Annotated in this window: 18 protein-coding genes; 2 read left to right on the plus strand and 16 right to left on the minus strand. The window is 62.1% G+C overall.

Annotated features, from left to right (window positions below):
- The first annotated feature begins 10 nt into the window (after positions 1–10).
- Positions 11–1,414: an aminotransferase-like domain-containing protein gene (locus AB4Z25_RS16880; RefSeq protein ID WP_442208609.1), complete on the plus strand. Its 1,404-nt coding sequence runs from the start codon at positions 11–13 to the stop codon at positions 1,412–1,414.
- Between the two features lie 199 nt (positions 1,415–1,613).
- Positions 1,614–2,006 (plus strand): DUF983 domain-containing protein, encoded by a 393-nt coding sequence (locus tag AB4Z25_RS16885; RefSeq protein ID WP_112389017.1) that lies wholly within the window; start codon positions 1,614–1,616, stop codon positions 2,004–2,006.
- Positions 2,007–2,079: 73 nt separating this feature from the next.
- Here AB4Z25_RS16885 and AB4Z25_RS16890 read toward each other — a convergent pair whose 3' ends face one another.
- From AB4Z25_RS16890 to AB4Z25_RS16965, 16 genes are all read right to left on the minus strand, one after another.
- Entirely contained in the window at positions 2,080–3,222 is a 1,143-nt protein-coding gene (locus AB4Z25_RS16890) for a M24 family metallopeptidase (protein ID WP_442208610.1), read from the minus strand.
- Between the two features lie 113 nt (positions 3,223–3,335).
- A complete protein-coding gene (locus AB4Z25_RS16895; RefSeq protein WP_442208611.1) occupies positions 3,336–4,097 on the minus strand; it encodes an iron ABC transporter ATP-binding protein in 762 nt (253 codons plus the stop codon).
- Complete coding sequence (locus AB4Z25_RS16900) at positions 4,094–5,035, minus strand: iron chelate uptake ABC transporter family permease subunit (protein WP_442208612.1); 942 nt, start codon at positions 5,033–5,035, stop codon at positions 4,094–4,096. The genes AB4Z25_RS16895 and AB4Z25_RS16900 overlap by 4 nt, the downstream gene beginning before the upstream one ends.
- Positions 5,028–5,984 carry an ABC transporter permease gene (locus AB4Z25_RS16905; RefSeq protein WP_442208614.1) on the minus strand — a complete coding sequence of 319 codons (957 nt, stop codon included), beginning with the start codon at positions 5,982–5,984 and terminating at the stop codon, positions 5,028–5,030. The genes AB4Z25_RS16900 and AB4Z25_RS16905 overlap by 8 nt, the downstream gene beginning before the upstream one ends.
- A complete protein-coding gene (locus AB4Z25_RS16910) occupies positions 5,984–6,886 on the minus strand; it encodes a siderophore ABC transporter substrate-binding protein (protein ID WP_442208615.1) in 903 nt (300 codons plus the stop codon). Before AB4Z25_RS16910 ends, AB4Z25_RS16905 begins: the two co-directional genes overlap by 1 nt.
- A gap of 210 nt (positions 6,887–7,096) precedes the next feature.
- Positions 7,097–7,396, minus strand: a complete 300-nt coding sequence (locus AB4Z25_RS16915; protein ID WP_442208616.1) for a DUF2218 domain-containing protein — start codon at positions 7,394–7,396, stop codon at positions 7,097–7,099.
- A 43-nt stretch (positions 7,397–7,439) separates the two neighbouring features.
- Complete coding sequence (locus tag AB4Z25_RS16920; RefSeq protein WP_442208617.1) at positions 7,440–9,764, minus strand: TonB-dependent receptor domain-containing protein; 2,325 nt, start codon at positions 9,762–9,764, stop codon at positions 7,440–7,442.
- A gap of 125 nt (positions 9,765–9,889) precedes the next feature.
- Entirely contained in the window at positions 9,890–10,873 is a 984-nt protein-coding gene (locus tag AB4Z25_RS16925) for a FecR family protein (RefSeq protein ID WP_442208618.1), read from the minus strand.
- 102 nt (positions 10,874–10,975) lie between these two features.
- Positions 10,976–11,491 carry a sigma-70 family RNA polymerase sigma factor gene (locus AB4Z25_RS16930; RefSeq protein WP_112388573.1) on the minus strand — a complete coding sequence of 172 codons (516 nt, stop codon included), beginning with the start codon at positions 11,489–11,491 and terminating at the stop codon, positions 10,976–10,978.
- 343 nt (positions 11,492–11,834) lie between these two features.
- Complete coding sequence (locus tag AB4Z25_RS16935; RefSeq protein ID WP_442208619.1) at positions 11,835–12,983, minus strand: serine hydrolase domain-containing protein; 1,149 nt, start codon at positions 12,981–12,983, stop codon at positions 11,835–11,837.
- Positions 12,980–13,867, minus strand: a complete 888-nt coding sequence (gene aguB / locus AB4Z25_RS16940; RefSeq protein ID WP_442208620.1) for an N-carbamoylputrescine amidase — start codon at positions 13,865–13,867, stop codon at positions 12,980–12,982. Before aguB ends, AB4Z25_RS16935 begins: the two co-directional genes overlap by 4 nt.
- A gap of 2 nt (positions 13,868–13,869) precedes the next feature.
- The gene (locus AB4Z25_RS16945) at positions 13,870–14,901 is read right to left on the minus strand and encodes a histone deacetylase family protein (protein ID WP_442208621.1); all 1,032 of its coding nucleotides are present in this window, start codon (positions 14,899–14,901) and stop codon (positions 13,870–13,872) included.
- A 72-nt stretch (positions 14,902–14,973) separates the two neighbouring features.
- Complete coding sequence (locus AB4Z25_RS16950) at positions 14,974–16,008, minus strand: ABC transporter substrate-binding protein (RefSeq protein ID WP_112388569.1); 1,035 nt, start codon at positions 16,006–16,008, stop codon at positions 14,974–14,976.
- A 23-nt stretch (positions 16,009–16,031) separates the two neighbouring features.
- Positions 16,032–16,829, minus strand: a complete 798-nt coding sequence (locus AB4Z25_RS16955) for an ABC transporter permease (RefSeq protein WP_442208622.1) — start codon at positions 16,827–16,829, stop codon at positions 16,032–16,034.
- Positions 16,822–17,742, minus strand: coding sequence for an ABC transporter permease (locus AB4Z25_RS16960; protein ID WP_112514628.1), 921 nt, complete (start codon positions 17,740–17,742; stop codon positions 16,822–16,824). Before AB4Z25_RS16960 ends, AB4Z25_RS16955 begins: the two co-directional genes overlap by 8 nt.
- 1 nt (position 17,743) lies before the next feature.
- A complete protein-coding gene (locus AB4Z25_RS16965) occupies positions 17,744–18,853 on the minus strand; it encodes an ABC transporter ATP-binding protein (protein WP_442208781.1) in 1,110 nt (369 codons plus the stop codon).
- Positions 18,854–18,946: the final 93 nt, after the last annotated feature.

Raw genomic sequence — 18,946 nt, forward strand, 5'->3', positions numbered from 1 at the left:
CGGATCACAGATGAAAGACTGGCACCCAGATCTCAACCGCTCTTCCAGCCCGCGCTATATGGCGATTGCCGATCTGATCGAGATGGATCTCAGAAGCGGTGTGCTTGCTGCCGGCGACCGGTTGCCGCCGCAGCGCGAGCTCGCCAAACGCCTCAATATCGATTTCACCACGGTCGCCCGCGGCTATGTCGAGGCGCGCAAGCGCGGGCTTGTCGGCTCGCATGTCGGCCGTGGAACCTTCGTAACCGGTGGTCAGGAAAAAGAGCGCCGAGGGTTTGCTGCCGAAGCCGTTGCCGATCCGCGGCGCGAAGCCGTCGCCGATTTCTCGATGAACCTTCCGCCCGAGCCAGATGACGCCGAGCTTCTGAAGCGAATGCGCGATGGCATGGCAACCGTTGCCGCCAATCTGATCCCGCTGCTGCGCTATCAGGGATTTGGCGGTTCGGCGATGGACAAGGAGGCGGCCGGCGTCTGGCTTGGCCGCCGCGGTCTGGCGCCGTCGCAGGAGCGCATCTTCGTTACGCCCGGCGCGCATCCGGCGCTGCTTGCTATTTTCGGCATGCTGGCGCGGCCGGGCGATACCGTTCTCTCCGAAAATATCACCTATCCCGGCATGCGCTCGATCGCTGCTCAGCTGCGGCTCAATCTGTCGGGGCTGCCGATGGATGAAGAGGGTATTCTCCCGGATGCGCTGGCCGATGCCTGCGAAAGGCTGAGGCCGAAGGCGCTCTATCTCAACCCGACCCTGCAGAACCCGCTGACGCTGACCATTCCGCGTCAGCGGCGCGAAGCGATTGCGGCGGTCGCCCGCAAATACAATCTGCCTATCGTCGAAGACGATGCCTATGGCTTCATTCCTGCCAACGGTCCGCCGCCGCTGGCGGCGATTGCGCCGGAGCTCACCTGGCATATCGGCGGACTCGCGAAATGCATCGGCGCCGGCTTGCGGCTGGCCGTCGTCGTGGCGCCCGATACCAAGGCGATCTGGCCGTTTATCAGCGCCATGCGCACTGGCAACGTCATGGCCTCGCCGCTCAATCTGGCGCTGGCGACCCAGTGGATCGAAGACGGTACCGCCGATTCCATCCTCCACTTCATCCGCACTGAGTCGACGGCCCGCCAGCAGATGGTGGCAAGGATCCTGCCTGCCGGCAGCTATAAGGCGGATCCGATCAGCTTCAACATCTGGCTGCCGCTGACGAATGGCTGGACCCGATCGACCTTCAGCAGCCATATGCGCAGCTCCGGTATCGGTGTCGTCGCGAGCGATGCCTTCACCGTCGATGGTCCGGCACCGGACGCTGTGCGTGTCTGCATTGGCGGGCCGATTACCAGAGAGCGTCTGCAGGGCGCGCTGGATTTCATGGCGCATGCCCTGGAAGGCTCGCCCGAGATGACGGCGTCGTTTTTCTGATCCCGTCCAGTCTTTGCCGCGCTGGCGGAAGCGGCGCGTGACGGCGCTGGAGATGGCTTCTTAACTTTACGATCAAATCACTGCGGCATTGTGCCCAATAGACTGGCAATTCGCCTTCAATGTAATTATATTGTATGCATACATTCAGAGGCATTGAATGCATATAAAAATGCCTCGCAACCTGAAAAGCGAGATAACCGTGGATACCGAATATCCTCCTCTTCCTCCCATGCAGACCGGCATTCGCGGCCGTTGTCCGCGATGCGGGCAGGGGCATATGTTCAAGGGCTTCTTGACGCTTCGGACGGAGTGCGAGGCTTGCGGACTGGATTACTCCTTCGCCGATCCGGCCGACGGCCCGGCCTTCTTCGTCATCTGCTTTGCCTGCGTCCCCAGCGTGCTGCTCGGCGTGTGGCTGGAGGTCGCCTTCTCGGCGCCGCTCTGGGTGCAGTTCCTGGTGACAGGCCCGTTCATGCTGGCGACCTGTATTCCGCCGCTGAGGCCGCTGAAAGGCTGGCTCGTCGCCAGCCAGTATTTCTACAAGGCCGAAGAAGGCAAACTCGCGCGGCGGGAGATCAGTCCCGCAAGCTGATTGATTTTTTGACCACATGGCCCGGCCATTCTCCTCTCGGAGGATGGCCGGGTTTTGCATTTTGCGCTTCGCGTCAGACCGACGACGGGCCGGTCGACGGCTCGGTAAACCAGTTGGCGCCGGTCTCCGACATGTAGATATGGTCTTCCAGGCGAACCCCGAACTGGCCCGGGAAGACGATCATCGGTTCGTTGGAAAAACACATGCCAGCCGCCAGAGGCGTCTTGTTGCCGCGGACGATGAACGGCCCTTCGTGGATCTCGAGCCCCAGTCCGTGGCCGGCGCGGTGCGGCAGACCGGGCAGCTGATAATCCGGGCCTAGTCCATGGTTGGCAAAAGTCTTGCGGGCGGCGGCATCCAGCGTCTCGCAGGCCGCACCAAGCGTTGCCGCACCGAAAACCGCCAGCTGTCCCTCGCGCTCGATCGACCAGGCGCGCTCGAATTCGCTGGTGGGATCAAGCATGTAGGTCCGGGTCAGATCGGAATGGTAGCCGTCGATCCGGCAACCGGTATCGACGAGAATGACGTCGCCACCCTGCAGGATCTGCTCGCCATCGGCGCCATGCGGCAGCGCCGTGGCGGCGCCGAAGGAGACGATGCAGAAGCTCGAGCCGTTATCAGCGCCTGCCGCGCGGTGTTGTTGATCGATGAACCGGACCACTTCGGATGCGGCGATGCCGGGCTTGATCATCTCGCGGACCTTGCCGTGGATGCCGAGCGTCAGCTTCATCGCATATTGAATGATGGCGATCTCGGCTGGCGATTTGGTGAGGCGCAACGCATTGATCATCGGCCCGGCATCGACGAGCCTTGCGGCGCCGATCTTTTCGGCGAAGGCATGGTAGAAGGCGAGCGGCAGCGCATCGTCGAGCGCCAGCTTGCCTGAAGCGCCTGCAAGCTGCGCGACGATGGCCGAGGGGCTTTCCTCTTCCTGCCAGACCAGCAGATCGCCCGGAAGATGCGGCAGCGTCTCGACGCGGCTAAGCTCGAAACCCGGCACGATATAGGTGAGCCTGTCTTCGGTGACGACAGCGCCGAGCAGGCGCTCGCTCAGATGCCAGACGAGGCCGGTGAAGTAGCGCAGGCTTTCCGTCGGGCCGAGAAGCGTGGCGGCAATGCCACGTTCCCGCATGCTCTGGCGAAGCCGGTCCAGGCGGGCGGCCCGCTCGTTTTCAGTGATGGCGGCTACCGGATGGCTCCATGCCTGCTGCGTCATGCTCATATCCACTTTTGATCATAGATCCCGCCGTCAAACCGCCGGGTGTTGGCGAAGACATGCATCCGATTGGCGCCGAAGGAAAGTGGTATTTTTTATTATTGCCGGGCGTTCTACCGGCAAAAATGCAGCGCGACCCGCATGCCCTCGGCTTCGTGTACCGGCATCGCGTAGCCGAAGACGGCTTGCAGCACATCGGTCTTCAGGACGTCTTCCGGCGCGCCGGCGGCGATGATCCGCCCGTCCTTCATGGCAATGATCCGGTCGGCATAGGCGGCCGCCTGGTTGATGTCGTGGATGACGATGACGATGGTGCGGCCGTGCTCGTCGGCGATCCGGCGCAGCGTCTGCATAAGCTGGCGGGCATAGAACATGTCGAGATTGTTCAGCGGCTCGTCGAGCAGCAGGTAATCGGTGCCCTGACAGAACGTCATCGCCACCATGGCGCGTTGTCTTTGGCCACCGGAAAGCGTGTCGATGAATCGGCTTGCGAGATCGTTGAGATCGAAACCCGCCAAGGCCTCGTCGATCAGCTTCTCGTCCGTAGCCGTCAGGCGGCCGCGGTGGTGGGGGAAGCGGCCGAAGCCGACCAGTTCGCGCACCCTGAGCCGGCTTGCCGTTGCCGTGTCCTGGCGCAGGATCGCCAGCACCTTGGCAAGCTCCCGGCCGCTAGTGGTGCCGACGGGAAGCCCGTCGATGGAGATCGAGCCATGCTGCAGCGGCTGGAGCCGTGCGATCAGCGACAGAAGCGTGGACTTGCCGGCGCCATTCGGCCCGACGAGTGCCGTGATGCCGCCCTTGGGGATCGTCAGCTCGACGGATTTGAGGATCTCGGCCTTGCCGATTGCCAGCGAGACATTTTCGATACGGATCATTTTCTGCTCCCGGCAATCAGCATCAGAAGGAAGACAAGGCCGCCAGCGAATTCGATGACGATGCCGAGCGTGGAGGCGCTGCCCAACGCATGCTGCAAGAGGGTCTGGCCGCCGACGAGAAGGATGATGGCGACCAATATGGCGGTGGGGATCAGCGCGCCGTGTCTGCTGCTCCCGCCGATCTTTTCCGCAAGGGCCGTGACAAGCAGGCCGAGAAAGGCAACGGGGCCGACAAGGGCGGTCGAGACCGAGACCAGGGCCGAGACCAGCAGAAGAATGGCGGCCACCGTCTTCAGCCAGTCGATGCCGAGGCCGGTGGCGCTCTCGCGCCCGAGCAGCAGAACGTCGAGCACATGCCGCAGGCGCCAGGCGGCGATGACGGCGGCAAGCGTCAGGACCGCCGCGATGCCGAGCAGGCCGGTTTCAACGTCGCTGAAATTGGCGAAGCTTACCCTCTGCGCGACGGCAAACTCGTTTGGGTCGATGAGACGGGCGACGAGCGAGGAGAGGCTGCGAAAAAGAATGCCGGCAACGACGCCTGCCAGCAACATCAGCCCGATATCCGTCCGAGTCTTCAGCATCGGAAAGAGCAGGGCACAGGACATCAGCATCAGAAGCAGCACTTCCATGCCGAACTTCGCTTCCGCATTCAGCGCCGAAAATCCGGCGCCGCCGATGGCGAAGACCAGCGCGATCTGGCCGAAGACGTAGAGGGCGTCGAGACCCATGATCGATGGCGTCAGGATGCGATTGCCGGTGACAGTCTGAAAAAGCAGCGTCGAGACGGCAATCGAGACGGCCACGACGACGAGGGCAGCAAGCCTGACGGCGCGCAGCTCCAGTGCAAAGGCGATGTTGCCGCGAAGGCCGATCGACATGAAGGCGATAAGGCTGGCGGCCGCGAGAGCTGCGAGGATGAGAAGGCGCGCCTTATGCATCTCTTCGGCGCCCGAATAGCAGCACAAGGAAAAGCAGCGCGCCTGCAACCCCAATGACGGTTCCGACAGGTATTTCATAGGGGTAACGGACGAGGCGGCCGATAATATCGCAGCCCAGCACCAGGATTGCGCCGCCTGCGGCCACCCATCCGATCGAGCTGCGGATATTGTCGCCGAGCAGACGGGAGGAGACATTCGGCACGACAAGCCCGGCGAAGGGGATCATGCCGACGACGGTGACCGTCAGCGCCGTGATGACCGAGACGATCACAAGCCCGGCCTGCAGCATCCGCCCATAGCTGATGCCAAGCCCGATCGAGGCATCGCGTCCGAGCGTCATGATCGTCAGCCGGTCGGCAATCCACCAGGCGGCGCCAACCAGCGGTACGGCGAGCCACAGCAGTTCGTAGCGCCCGCGCAGGATGCCGGAGAACTCGCCGTTCATCCATATTTCCACATATTGCAGCAGATCGGTCTGCCATGCGGCGAAGGTCACCGCCGCGCCGATCACCCCGCCATAGACGAGGCCGAACAGCGGTACCAGATAGGGCTGCTCCGGCGGCAGGCGATGGGCCGTCGCCAGGAAGACCGTGGTTCCCGCAAGGGCGGTCGCGGTGGCGACCAGCGTCTTTAGGGCAAGCGAGGCTGCCGGATAGAAGATGGTGGCGATGAGGATGCCGAGCGCTGCGCTCTGCGCCGTCCCGGCTGTCGCCGGTTCGACGAAGCGGTTTCTGGCGATGGTCTGCATGATCAGGCCGGCGATCGCGAGGCCCGCACCTGCCAGAACGGCGGCAAGCGTGCGCGGCAGGCGGCTGACGAACAGCAGCTGCTGTGCCGCCGGATCGAACGGCCCGGTCCCCGTTCTGCCAGCGCCGACACACAGGCTAACGGCAAAAAGCGCCGCGAGCAGAAGCGGCGCAATCCACGCATAGGCTATGCGACAGTTCATCACTGCGCGGCGGAGAAGGCTGCAGTGATCTGGTCCAGGACGCGATGCGTCGATTGAACCCCGCCCGCGGCAATGTAGAAGTCGGCGGCGGGCAGGTAGATCACCTGTCCCTTTTTCCAGGCGGCGGTCTCGGCGACAAGGGCGTTGTCGAGTGTTGCCTTGGCGTTCTGGTCGCTGGAGCCGATTGCCGCTGCCCGGTCGAGTACCAGCAGCCAGTCGGGATTGGCCTCCCGGATGAATTCGAAGGAAACAGCCTCGCCATGCGTCGCGGCGGTGACGTCCTTTACAGCGGATGGAAGCGCCAGCGCGTTATGCACCCAGCCGAAACGGGAACCGGCGCCATAGGCCGAAATCTTCGGGCCATTGGTCATGACGATCAGCGCCTTGCCCTTGCCTGCGATCGCCTGGCGGGCCTTGTCCACGGCCTGATCGAGTTCCGCAGACGCGGCCTGCGCCTCCGACACCCTGCCGAACAATGCACCATAGGCCGAGAGGCGTTGCTTCGCCTGCAGCAGCAGATCGTCGCCATCCATCGTCATGTCGATCGACCGGGCGACCTTCGAAACGGAAGAGAGCTTGGGTGAAGACCGGCCGCCGACGATGATGAGATCGGGGGAAAGCGCACTCAACGCTTCAAGATCGGGCTCGAAAATATCGCCGACCGGCTTGGCCGTACCGTTCAGGCGATCGAGTTCGGGGACGTAGAGTTTCGACGGCAGGCCGTCGATCCTGACGCCTAGCTTGTCGAGCGTATCGACCGCCGCGATGTCGTAAACAGCCACCGTTTTCGGTGCCGCATCGATGGTCACGACGCCTTGCGCCGTCTCGATCTCCAGCGCCTGCGCGGCAACGCCCGGGACCAGCAGAAAGAGGGTGGTGAGAAATGTCTTGAACATATGCATGGTCGATATCCGAAGTTAGAAATTGGCCGAGCGTTGAAGCGGGACCGTATTGTCGAGTGTGTCAGCAAGACGCCTGCGGTCGTTTTTCAACACCTCGAAGCAGTCGGAACCGAACCATGCCAGCGGGAAGACTGGCTCATGGTTCACCTTTATCGACGGCGGGACGTGCCGCGCGAAAACGCGCAGCGCTCCCGTGTCTCAATGCTGTGCTCACGCGTCCTGGTGCTGCTTCGTCCAGAGCAGTGGCTCCGGTTTCTCCTTGAAGGCGAAGCGAAGGAGATGGTCCTCCATCACCGCCCGGGTCTCGGCAAATTCCGCTTCGCTTCCGGCGCTGACCCTGAGAAGCAGGGCGTCCCGCCCCGCCTCCAGTTTGCCGATGCCGCAGGAGAAGCGGTATTCGGCATGCCCGTCCGCCTCGATGACCTCGACCTTATGGGCAAAGTGCTTGCACATCTGCTCGAGATATTTCTGGCCGTTTCCGGTTTCGAACCTGGCTGTCGCCTCGATCATCGGATCAACTCCCTGCTTTGCGCATGTTCATCGGCCGGCGTTCTCAGAACGTCGCCTTGGCGGTGATCATGAAGGCACGGCCTTCCTGGTAGAGCGGCTTCACGGTGCCGAATTCCTGTCCGTAAGACGCCCTTTCGGCATAGGTTTCGTCGAAGAGATTTTTGACGTCGGCGCGGAAGGTCAGATTGGAGTGGCTCGGCGGCTTGTACTCGGCGAAGACATTGACGACTTCGTAGGCCTTGTAGGCAGGAGCTCCGGACGCCACCCGATCATATTCCGGCGCAATCTCAACATCCCCGCCGATTGTCAGGCCCCATTCGCTAAACGTGTGGGCGGCGGTGATCGTGATGATATCGCCAACAGGAGCTGCGAGATAATTGCCGGTATCGGAATCGGCTGGCTTGCCGTCCACATCGACATCGATATGGGCGTATTTGACCTTGATGAAGCCGTCGAGCCACTCGTAACCCGCGCCGATTTCAAAGCCACGCGATTGCATGTCGTGCGCCAGCAGTGCGCCCGTTGCGGTCGCGTATCTGGCGACACGCGCATCGTGGATGTCGGTTCCGAAGACGGTGCCTTCGAGTGTAAAGCCGTTGTGACGTGCTTCGAGGCCAAAGGTGAAGTTGTTGGACGTGACCGGCTCTGGACCGTCGCCATAGTTCCAGATCGGATTCATGATGAAGCTCTCGGCCAGCGGTATGCCCGCCCAGACATGTGAGAAACCTGTCTTGGCCGTGAGGAAATCCGTCAGGTCGTATTCGAGGGACACGTTACCGCTCAGGCCTGCATTGTCCCACTTGTCGCCGCTGGTGCCGGTAAACCATTGCTGGTCGGCTCTGCCGCCGAACGACAGGCGGGTATGGTCCCAGGGCTCCAGCCGCGCCTGCGCGTAAAGGCCCACATTGGTTGCCTTTTCGCGCGAGGAGTCCGAGAAGCCAAGCAACGTGCTGGCGGCGTCGAGATCGACCTTGTCATTGTAAAAATCGAGACCGGCAGTGATGTCGCCAATTCCGACGTCGAAGCGGTTTTCGAATTTGCCGTTGAAGCTGGTGGTCTCGCCGATCGTCGGGAAGGTCGTCGGGATCGTGCAGCCTGGGCCAGGGCAGGCGTAACCCAGCGTGCCGACCTCGTTCTTGGCATAGGCCAGAACAAATGTCGGATCCCACAGGCCTTCGGGCGTTTCGTCCGTGTAGGTGAATACCGTATTCTGGCGCGTCAGCGTGTAGTCGCGAACCTTTGGCTCCCAAGGGCGCGCGTTGGTGATGAGCTCCATGTTCGCGCGGAACGGCCGGGGCGCATCATCCCTGACGCGCTCATGGCTCAGCTCGACGCGATCGCCGCTGTCGAACTCATAGGCGACCTTGCCGATGCCGCTGATGATGTTGGTGCTCGTGCCGAGCACCTCGTCGCCGTTGCCGGCCGTGAATTCGTCGCCGCGGCCGTAGTTGAGGTAACCGAGAAATTCCAGCCCGTCCTTCATGCCGTAGCCGGACACGCCGTTGGTGAAGGTGTTGCTGTTAAAATTGTAGGATGAGGTGACGAAGGCGCCGACGCCATCGCCCTGAAGCAGGTCGCGGGCATCCTTGGTTTCGTAGGCGATCGCGCCGGCAAGTGCGGCAGGACCCGCATCGGCAGGCGCGATACCGGCGTCGACGTCAACGAGCTTCAGGAGGCCCGGGTCGATCAGGGTCGTTGCGTTGTGATGGAACACCTTGTTGCCCTGACGGCCGCCGTCGATGGTGACCGCGAGATTGGTTTCCTCGACGCCGTGGACATAGACCTTCTGCGACATCGGCAGCGAGCTGCCGACCTGGATGCCCGGTTCGCCGCGGAAGACGTCGGCAAGGCTCGTCGGGTTGTTGCGCTCGATCTCCCGCTCGCCGATGATGATCTCACCTGCGCCGCCGCGTCCGCCTGCAACACCCTGGACCTGGATCGGTTGCAGCACGGTCGAACCGTCGGCGGCCGCCGCGCCGCCGACGGTTCCTGCCGTGGTTGCCGTGCCTACAACGACGGTGCCGTTCTGGATGCGGTAGGAAATGCCGGTGCCGGACAGCAGGCGGGCGAGCGCCTGTTCCGGCGTCATTTCGCCGGTCACGCTTGCTGAACTGACGCCGCGCGACGTTTCGGATGCCAGCGTCACCTGCAGGCCGGCTTGTCTGCCGAAGACATTGAGGGCGCCGGAGAGCGGCTGGGAGGGGATGTTGAATTCTTTTACGGCCGCCGCAGCGGTGTTCTGCGCAAATGCGGGCGTGGTCACTGCGGGTGCCAGCGCGCTGATTGCGACCACCGCCACCGTTGCCCGCAGCCATGCTGCACGATTCAGTCTAAGCCCCCGCCCGGTACGGCACGCCACTACGCTCATCTCGACTCTGTCTCCATTCTGACGCAGAGCCCCCCGGCCTACGTTTCAGCAGCAAAGACGATCGACCTTCCGGGTTTTTTCAGCAGCGATGACGATTTTTGAAAATAAATCGCATTTGCATCTGGCTAGAGAAGCGAGAGGACGCGGAGATAGGGAGAGAGGCGGTGCACCTTGCCGCCGAACGGCTCGACCAGCGCTTCGAGCGCATGATCTGGATCCTTGAGATCATAGAGACCGGTGACGCGCTGCGACGCAAGCGTGCCGCTCGGTATCCGGATCCAGGCAGGGTGATAGCGCTGCAGGGTCGCGACCACGGAGGCGATGGTGGCGTCGTTGACGAAAAGCTTCCCGTCCCGCCAAGCGCCGATTTCGGCGATGTCGATGCTATCGACGGTCAGCGTGCCGCTGGCGCGATCTGCCCGGGCAATCTGGCCGGGCGAAAGCTCGGTATCGGCTTTTCCGCCTGTGGCGGAGACGTCGACGATGCCGCGGGCGAGCGCCACGGAGGCGTGCTCGCTGGTCATCGACACGTCGAAGGCGGTGCCGACGACGCCGACCTTCATGCCGCCGGCATCAACGATGAAGGGGCGTTTGGCGTCATGTGCGACATCGAAGAACGCCTGGCCGGCGAGGAGCGTCACGTGGCGGGCGGCGCCCTCCATCTCTGTCTTGATGGCGCTGCGCGCCGCCATCTCGACGATACTGCCATCGTCAAGCGTCAGGGTCATCGTCTGCGCCGTGCCGGTCGTGTAGTCGGCGGTGAACAGGATCAGCAGCGAGGGCGCGAACAGCGCCAGGACGATGCAGGCGGCGGCGAGAAGCGTGCCCGTGGCCCAAAGCCGCAAGGATGTACGGCGCTTTCGGGAGCGCGCAGTGGCGAAATCGATGATATCGGGTGTGGCATCGGCCTGCTGACGCGGCATCGCTTCCCCGAGCAGAGCCCAGCTGCGGCAGGCGGCATCCCAGGCCTTGGCATGTTCCGGCGAACAGTGCAGCCATTGCTGGAAAGCGGCGTCGGGGGCCGGATCCGCGCTGCTTTCCCGAAGGCGCAGAAACCAGTCCATGGCCTCTTCGAGAATGTCTTCGGATCGATTGCTATGCTGTGTCAAATGTCGCCCCAGTGGGATACGGCCTCTCCGGCTCGTTATCCGCTTTTCCCTTTCGATCCTATAGACGATCGAGCGGGCCGATTTTTTCACGCCAGTTGTGCGTCATGACACGGGTGCGTCAAGGGCGAGCGCAATTTTCATCATCGCGCTTTTGACGTGGCGGTGCACGGTGGCAACCGAGACGTCAAGATGCCGGGCGACCTCTTCCAGCGTGTGGCCGCCAAACCGGTACATTTCCACCGCCGTCCGCGCATCGTCGGGTAGGCTCGCCAGCGCCTCGGAGGCGACGCGCACCTGGTCACAGAACATCAGCGCCTGTTCCGGATTTTCGGTCTCGACCGGGATCGTCCAGTGCAGCGGCTCGCCCTCCTGCTGTCTCGCCTCCACCTTGCGGCGCTTGAGCACGTCGAAGGACAGGTTGCGAACGACGCGATAGAGATAGGCAACGGTCTGGCGGGGTGAGCCGATCGGCGACTGGCCGGGCGTGAAACGCAGATAAGCGTCCTGCACGATGTCTTCGGCCGCCTCCCGTGAACCGAGAATCCGCGCGGCATAGTCGATCAAAGCCGTCCGGTGCTCGATATACAGGCCATGCCGGATTTCCGCTTCTGTCGTCATCCAAAACTACCGATGAAATTGTAGAACCGTCGAGCGCTGCGGCTTCCGGTTAGACGAAAAGAAACGTGGTGTCAAAAAACTTGTTAAAAATACTCATGTTTTATGGCCGGAGAATATACATCCGGGCTGCGCTGCGCTGTCTCGTCCACCGGTCAGGTGCTTCCGCGCATCTCCACATGCGGCTCGACGAGGATATGCCGGGCTTCCTGGCGCCCCTCGATCCTGCTCAGCAGCATCTCCGCCGTCTGGCGCCGACACCGTCGTCCATCTCGACGTGGCCGAATTACAGACGCAGTTCGCCTCTCCGGTTCAATCCAAGGAGCACCGGTTTTCCTGATCCTGGCTACGCGGACGCCCGGCAGATGTTGCGCAGCGCGCCGATGATCACCTGATCGAGTGGCGGATCGACGGGTAGCGTTTGCGATGACAGCTTGACGACGACGGTTTTCGTTTCCGGATGGATCCATATCCACTGGCCGTGGATGCCGATTGCTGCGAGTTCCCCGTGCCCGGTCTCGTACCAGTAGTTCCGGTAACTCCCTTGCGGAAACAGCTCCCGCTGATCGCCGCTCTCCCAGGCGGCGCGGCGCTTTCGCGACCAGAGGTCCGCCACGAATTCCGGTTCGACAAGGCCGGCGCCGTGCGTCCTGATAACCTCGCCGACGAGGGCAAGATCGCGCGCCGTCGCCGAAATGCCGCCGGCGGCGCGTGCTGTACCGATGCGGTCAACCGTCACCATCGCGTCGGCACTGGCGCCCAGCGGTTTCCAGATGTGGTCACTCATCAACGATGCGAAACGCGCGCCGGCCGCCCGCTCCAGAACAATGCCGGCGAGATCGGTGTTGGGCGAGCGGTAGGCGTGATGCTCGCCGTGCTGCTGCCCGCCTTTCGCGATGCTGCAGATGAAGCTCTTGAGATCGGGAGCCGGGTCCTCGGGCCTGTCTGGATTCCAGCCGGTGGCGCGCCTGTAGCGCTCGAAGCCACCCGACGTGTCGAGATAGTCCTCGATGAAGGCAACGCTGATCTCCATATCGAACAGCTGCTGCACCGTCGCATCCGCATAAGCGGAGCCTGCGGTCTCGGGCACGTAGTCGATGATCGGCCTGTCGAGCGTAAGGAAACCCTTACCGGCCAGTATCCCGGCGAGCAGCCCGGTGAGCGATTTGGAGACGGAGAATATGATATGCGGGCGTGCCGGATCGGAATGCGGTGCCGACCATTCGGCGACAATCTGCCCGTCGCGCATCACCAGCAGCTCGTCGGTCTGGCTCGCCGTCAGAAAGTTTTCGAGCGGCATCCGTGTCCCGTCGGAAGCGGCAACGTCGAGCTTTGCGAACGAGCCGAGGGGCTTGCGATCCTGTAGTGCCCTGCCGCCTCCGGCGGAAATGACGGCAGAAGGGACGATCTCGCTGACATTCTGGAACGACCAGCGGCTATAGGGTGCGGTTCGCCAGTTGGAGAGCGAGACATCGGCGCGGGAAAATTCCGTCATGGGCGTTGAGTTCCGTCGGCTGTTGCGAGTGTTCCGTAAAGGTCCGGGCGCCGATCACGGAACAGACCCCAGGCGGCGCGGTTGGCGGCAAGGGCCGAGCGGTCGAAGCTGGCGATCAGCACCTGCTCCTCATCTCGTGACGCGCTGGCAACGAGCTGGCCGTCGGGTCCCGAGATGAAGGAGGAGCCGTAGTAGGATTGAGATAGCCCGGCGATTGTTTCCGAACCGATGCGATTGGCTGCCGCGACCGGAACCATGTTGGCGGCAGCGTGCCCGCGCATGACCATCCGCCAGTGCTCCATCGTGTCGAGAGCGGGATTGGCGGGTTCCGAGCCGATTGCCGTCGGATAAAGGATGAGCTCGGCGCCCATCAAGGCCATGGCGCGGGCGGCCTCGGGAAACCATTGGTCCCAGCAGATGCCGACGCCGATGGTTCCGAAGCGCGTCTGCCAGACCTTGAAGCCGGTATCGCCGGGGCGGAAGTAGAATTTCTCGCTATAGCCGGGGCCGTCCGGAATGTGCGACTTGCGATAGACGCCGAGAATGCCGCCGCTATCGTCGATCATCGCCATGCTGTTGTAGAAGGCCTGGTTCTTCCGCTCAAAGAAGGAGACGGGCAGGACGATGCCGAGATCGCGGGCGAGCACGCGCATAGGCTCGATAACCGGGTGTTCTTCGACAGGATGGGCGCGGGCGAAGTGAACCGGATCCTGCGTCTGGCAGAAATACAGGCCCTCGAACAGCTCCTGAACCAGCACGATATTCGCGCCGTCGGCGGCCGCCTCCCGGATCAGCCGTGAGGCCGTTGCGATATTCTCCGCAACATCATCCGAGCAGGCGAACTGGACGACGCCGAGCGTGACGGTCGATCCTGCCGTTATCATGATCAGGCGCCTTCGAAACCCGTGAGAACGCTGACGGCATTGACGCCGATTTCAGCGACCGCATAGCCGCCCTCCATGACGAACAGCGTTGGCAGGCCGAGTGCGGCGATTCTCTCGCCGATCTTCGGAAAGTCTTCGGTCTTCAGCTTGAATTTGCTGATCGGGTCTTTCTCGAACGTATCGACGCCGAGCGAGACCACCACCACGTCCGGCGCGTAGGCGAGCAGCCTGGCGCAGGCGTCGCCGAGCGATTGGCTCCAGCGGTCCCAGGCCGTTCCGAAACGCATGGGGTAGTTGAGATTGAAACCCTCGCCATCGCCCGCGCCGCGCTCGTCGGCATGACCGAGAAAATAGGGATATTCCTGCATCGGGTCGGCGTGCAGATTGATGACCTGCACGTCGGCGCGCGAATAGAAGATTTCCTGCGTGCCGTTGCCATGGTGATAGTCGACATCGAGGATCGACACGCGTTTTGCGCCGCCGTCGCGCAGTGACTGTGCCGCAACAGCAGCGTTGTTGATGTAGCAATAGCCGCCCATGAAGCCCGCGCCCGCGTGATGGCCGGGCGGACGGCAGAGCGCGAAGGCGGAGCGCGCGCCGCCTTGCACCATCGCGGCGGCCGTGAGCGCCGTGTCGTGCGAAGACTTGATCGCATCCCAGGAGCCCTCGACGATGCCGCAGCCGGCATCGAAGGAATAATAGCCGAGCAGGCCGTCGATGAATTCGGGTCTGACGTCGCCGCGCAACCCCCGGGTCGGCCAGGTGAACGGCAAGGCCGTGCCGGAGCGGCCTTCGGCGGTCCAGCGGTCCCAGATCGTCGGCAGGAAATCCAGATAATCCTGGCGATGGATGCGGGCCGCTGTCGTGAGGTCATGTTCGGTTGGCTCGAGGATCTCGCCTAGTCCGATGGTCTTGATGCGCGCCGCCACATATTCGGCGCGCGATGTCAGCTCGAAGCCGGTCACGATGGCGCCTGCGACAAGTTCCAATTGCTCAGCATGCCCGCGATGGCGGGGCGAAAAAACGGTCTTCATGAAAAGCGTCCATCAACGGGAAGGTCAAAAGCGCCCCGCCGTTTCGGGCGGGGCGCGATGAGATAGGAGGGCCTACTTCTGGAGTTCGGTCCAGATCTTGGTGTAGAGCGCCTGAACCTCCGGTGGGCAGGTCATCGAGGGCACGCCGACCGAGGCGAATTCGGCCGGAATGTTGATTTCGGGCGCGCCCTTCATGTCGGCAGGCATGTATTTGTCAGAACCGGCGATGCCGTTGGCATAGCGATGGAAGCCCGAGTTCATGCCGGCGTTTTCAGGATCCATCATGAAGTTCTGGAAGAGCTTTGCGTTCTCGACATTCTTGGCGTCTTTCAGCACCGAGAGATTGTCGCTCCAGTTGACAAAGCCTTCCTTCGGATAGCCGAACTTGATGGCCGGGTTCTTCAGGCGCTGGCGGAATGCGGAGCCGTTCCAGTCGCTGGAGGCGGCGAAGTCGCCTGAGCCCATCTTCTCGATCGTGCCGTATTCCATCGCCACCCAGTTGGGCTTCGCCTTCAACAGCGTGTCGCGCACCTTCTTGAGGATCGTCAGGTCGCCGGTGCATTTCTTGCCGCCGTTGTAGAGGACGGCCGCGTCGATGACATCGGTCATTTCCGGGACGACGTTTACCTTGCCCTTCAGCTCGTCCGGCGTATCGAAGATGATGCCCCAGGTGTTGATGTCACCCTTGTAGACATCGGTGTTGACCACCGTGCCGACGATGCCCATTGCCCACGGTACGGTGTATTTGCGGCCGGGGTCGAAATCGGGATTGGCCCATTCCTTGGCGACGTTCTTGAAGTTTTCCATCTTGCCAGGGTCGGTTTCCAGCAGGAGGCCTTCGGAGATCCAGATCGGGATGTAGTTCTGCGACGGCACGACCATGTCGAAACCGGAGCCGCCCTGGCGAACCTTGGCCAGCGCCGTGTCGTTGGAATCGTAGTCGGTGATGGTCACCTTGACCTTGTACTTGTCCTCGAACTTCTTGATCATCTCGGGGCTGGTATAGTTGCCCCAGTTGTAGATGTTCAGCACGCCTTCCGCCCGGGCAAGGCCGGTGGACGCAAGAAGCGCTGCCGTCATGGCAATGGTCGCAGTCATCCGTTTCATGCTTATGTTCCCTCTCTTGTTGTTCAGGCACGATTTCGATTGACGATGAAGAACACGGTGACGACGCAGATCGACAGGCCGAGAAACAGCGTCGAAATCGCGTTCATTTCAGGGGTGATGGAACGGCGGATCTGTCCGAGCATGTAGGTCGGCAGCGTATCCTGGCCGGCCGATTTGACGAATTCGGTGATCACCACGTCGTCGAGAGAAATGACGAAAGCCAGCATGAAACCGGCGAGGATACCCGGCCAGAGCAGCGGCAGCGTCACATATCTAAAAGCGTTCCAGGGCGTCGCATACAGATCCGCCGCGGCTTTCTCCAGCGTCAGATCCATGTTCTCCAGCCTGGCGCGGATCGGCAGATAGGCGAAGGGAATGCAGAAAGCGGTGTGGGCGGCGATCAAGTAGCCAAGCCCGGAATAGCCGGTCCAGATCTTGATGCGCGCAAAGAAAATAAGGAGTGCGACGGCGGTGACGATTTCAGGGATCATCAGCGGCTGGTTGATGAATGCGTATTTTATCGTCAGGCCGCGATAGGGTTCCGTCCGGGTCGTTGCCAATGCCGCCATGGTTGCGGCGATCGTCGCGACGACTGCGGCAACGCTGGCGATCTGCAGGGAGCGTATCGAGGCATCGATGACCTGCTGGTTCTCGAAGGCTTTCGCAAACCAGCGAAGCGACAGGCCGTCGAAGGAGGCAAGCGATTCACCCGCGTTGAACGAATAGAAGACCAGCACCGCGATCGGCAGATAGAGAGCGGCGAAGCAAAGCAGCGCGATGGTCGTGAAGCCACGCTGGCGGCGGACGGAAAAGCTAGCCATGCCGGGTCTCCTGCGAGCCTGCATTGCGGACGTAAAACAGCAGGGCGACCATGACGATCAGCATCAGCGAGATCGACAGGGCGGAGCCGAGCGGCCAGTTCCGACCCTGCCCGAATTGCAGTTCGATGAGATTGCCGAGCATAAGGTTCTTGCCGCCGCCGAGGATGCTCGGCGTCACATAGGCGCCGAGCGCCGGAATGAAGACAAGGATCGAGCCGGCTATGATGCCGGGCTTGACGAGAGGAATGATGATGCGGCGGAGAACCTTGAAAGGCGTCGCATAGAGATCGTAGCCGGCTTCGACCAGGCGGAAGTCCAGCTTTTCCATGCTGGCATAGAGCGGCAAAACCATCAGCGGCAGGTAGACATAGACCATGCCGGTCAGGATGGCGCCATCCGTGAACAGCATCTGGATCGGCTTGGCGATCAGGTCGAATTTCAGCAGCAGGCCGTTGATCAGGCCGTCGTTTCGAATGATTTCGAGGATGGCGAAGGTGCGGATCAGAAGATTGGTCCAGAAGGGAATGGTGATCAGCAGCAGCCAGAGTTCACGTGTCGACTGCGGCCGTGTGGCAATGAAATAGGCCGTCGGAAAGCCGACGAGCAGCGTCAGGACCGTGGTGACGAGCGACAGCACGGTGGAGCGCAGGAAGATCGAGATATGCGCATCGGCAAGCGACAGCGTGTCGTCGAAGATATCCTTCTGCAGCGCCACATTGATCCAGCCATCGATGGAGGGCGTCCAGACGACATCGCCGTAAGGGCCGGGTGTCAGGAAGGAATAGACGACGACGATGAGAAGCGGGCCGGTGGCGGCGATCAGGATGATCAGCAGGGCTGGGAGCGAGAGAAGCCAGCGTTTCCGGATGTCCCGGCTCTTTTCCGCTTCGATCGTTCCAACCGCGTCTGCCATATCAGTTCCTCAAGATCCTGGCTGCGTTGGGCTCGATCGCAATGCCCACCCTGTCACCCTCGGCAAACCTGGCGCTCTGCAAGGGTTTGTTCTGTTCGCGCAGGGTGAAGACGGTCTCGTGGTCCGAGAGCCGCACGTGGTAATGCGTGTCGGTTCCGAAATAGACGACGTTCTCCAGCGTGCCCGTCATCTGGCAGTCCGGGCGTTCCGCAGGCGCGCAGAGCACGGCATGCTCGGGTCTGAGCACCAGCGTCACATCGCCGTCGGCGTTAAAATCCTTCGGTATCGTTGCCGAGATGCGCCCGGCCGTGGGTGTCTCGACCTCGGCTATTCCAGCGGTGACCGAGCGGATCCGCCCCTTCAGGAAGTTGGTCTCGCCGATAAAGTCGGCGACGAAACGATCGGCAGGCGCGTCGTAGATCTCGCGCGGGCCACCGACCTGCAAGATCTTGCCCGCTGACATCACGGCGATGCGGTCAGACATGGTCAGAGCTTCTTCTTGGTCATGGGTGACGAAGATGAAGGTGATGCCGGTTTCCGATTGCAGCCGCTTGAGCTCGATCTGCATGTCCTTGCGCAGCTTGTAATCAAGTGCGGAAAGGGGCTCGTCGAGCAGGAGCACCTTCGGCTGTGGGGCCAATGCACGCGCCAGCGCCACACGCTGCTGCTGGCCGCCGGATATCTGGCTCGTCCGCCGGCCGGCCAGGGCTTCCATGCGCACCAGCTTCAGCATGGTCGAGACTCGATCCTTGATCTCCTGCTTGGGTCTGCCGAGCATGGTCAGGCCAAAGCCGATATTCTCGGCGACAGTCATGTGCGGAAAGAGAGCATAGCTCTGGAACACAGTATTGATCGGCCGCTTGAAGGGCGGCATCGCGGCGATGTCTTCGCCGTTCAGCATGATCTCGCCGGAGGTTGGAAATTCGAAGCCGGCGATCAGCCGCAGCAGCGTCGTCTTTCCGCATCCCGAGGGACCGAGAAGCGTGAAGAATTCGTTCTGCCGGATGGAAACCGATGCGTTGTCGACTGCGGAAAAGGCGAACTCGCCAAACCCGAATACCTTGGAAACACTGCGAATTTCAATCGCGTTCAATTCCGCCATATGCGGCACACTCACCGTTGCAAAGCTGCTGTTCCCCGCCTTTTTAGGCTTTTGTTAAGGTGATCACACGGCCCGCGCGTTGACAACCGCTTTCTCTTTCCG

The organism is Rhizobium sp. RAF36 (genome assembly GCF_052114105.1).
Taxonomy (GTDB): domain Bacteria; phylum Pseudomonadota; class Alphaproteobacteria; order Rhizobiales; family Rhizobiaceae; genus Rhizobium.

Excerpts from the sequence above, each read along its gene's own strand:
- AB4Z25_RS16880 (WP_442208609.1), top strand. The coding sequence starts at position 11 with ATGAAAGACTGGCACCCAGATCTCAACCGCTCTTCCAGCCCGCGCTAT.
- AB4Z25_RS16960 (WP_112514628.1), bottom strand. The coding sequence starts at position 17,742 with ATGGCAGACGCGGTTGGAACGATCGAAGCGGAAAAGAGCCGGGACATC.
- AB4Z25_RS16920 (WP_442208617.1), bottom strand. The coding sequence starts at position 9,764 with ATGAGCGTAGTGGCGTGCCGTACCGGGCGGGGGCTTAGACTGAATCGT.
- AB4Z25_RS16895 (WP_442208611.1), bottom strand. The coding sequence starts at position 4,097 with ATGATCCGTATCGAAAATGTCTCGCTGGCAATCGGCAAGGCCGAGATC.
- AB4Z25_RS16930 (WP_112388573.1), bottom strand. The coding sequence starts at position 11,491 with ATGACGACAGAAGCGGAAATCCGGCATGGCCTGTATATCGAGCACCGG.
- aguB (WP_442208620.1), bottom strand. The coding sequence starts at position 13,867 with ATGATAACGGCAGGATCGACCGTCACGCTCGGCGTCGTCCAGTTCGCC.
- AB4Z25_RS16890 (WP_442208610.1), bottom strand. The coding sequence starts at position 3,222 with ATGACGCAGCAGGCATGGAGCCATCCGGTAGCCGCCATCACTGAAAAC.
- AB4Z25_RS16910 (WP_442208615.1), bottom strand. The coding sequence starts at position 6,886 with ATGCATATGTTCAAGACATTTCTCACCACCCTCTTTCTGCTGGTCCCG.
- AB4Z25_RS16950 (WP_112388569.1), bottom strand. The coding sequence starts at position 16,008 with ATGAAACGGATGACTGCGACCATTGCCATGACGGCAGCGCTTCTTGCG.
- AB4Z25_RS16900 (WP_442208612.1), bottom strand. The coding sequence starts at position 5,035 with ATGCATAAGGCGCGCCTTCTCATCCTCGCAGCTCTCGCGGCCGCCAGC.
- AB4Z25_RS16945 (WP_442208621.1), bottom strand. The coding sequence starts at position 14,901 with ATGAAGACCGTTTTTTCGCCCCGCCATCGCGGGCATGCTGAGCAATTG.
- AB4Z25_RS16955 (WP_442208622.1), bottom strand. The coding sequence starts at position 16,829 with ATGGCTAGCTTTTCCGTCCGCCGCCAGCGTGGCTTCACGACCATCGCG.
- AB4Z25_RS16935 (WP_442208619.1), bottom strand. The coding sequence starts at position 12,983 with ATGACGGAATTTTCCCGCGCCGATGTCTCGCTCTCCAACTGGCGAACC.
- AB4Z25_RS16915 (WP_442208616.1), bottom strand. The coding sequence starts at position 7,396 with ATGATCGAGGCGACAGCCAGGTTCGAAACCGGAAACGGCCAGAAATAT.
- AB4Z25_RS16905 (WP_442208614.1), bottom strand. The coding sequence starts at position 5,984 with ATGAACTGTCGCATAGCCTATGCGTGGATTGCGCCGCTTCTGCTCGCG.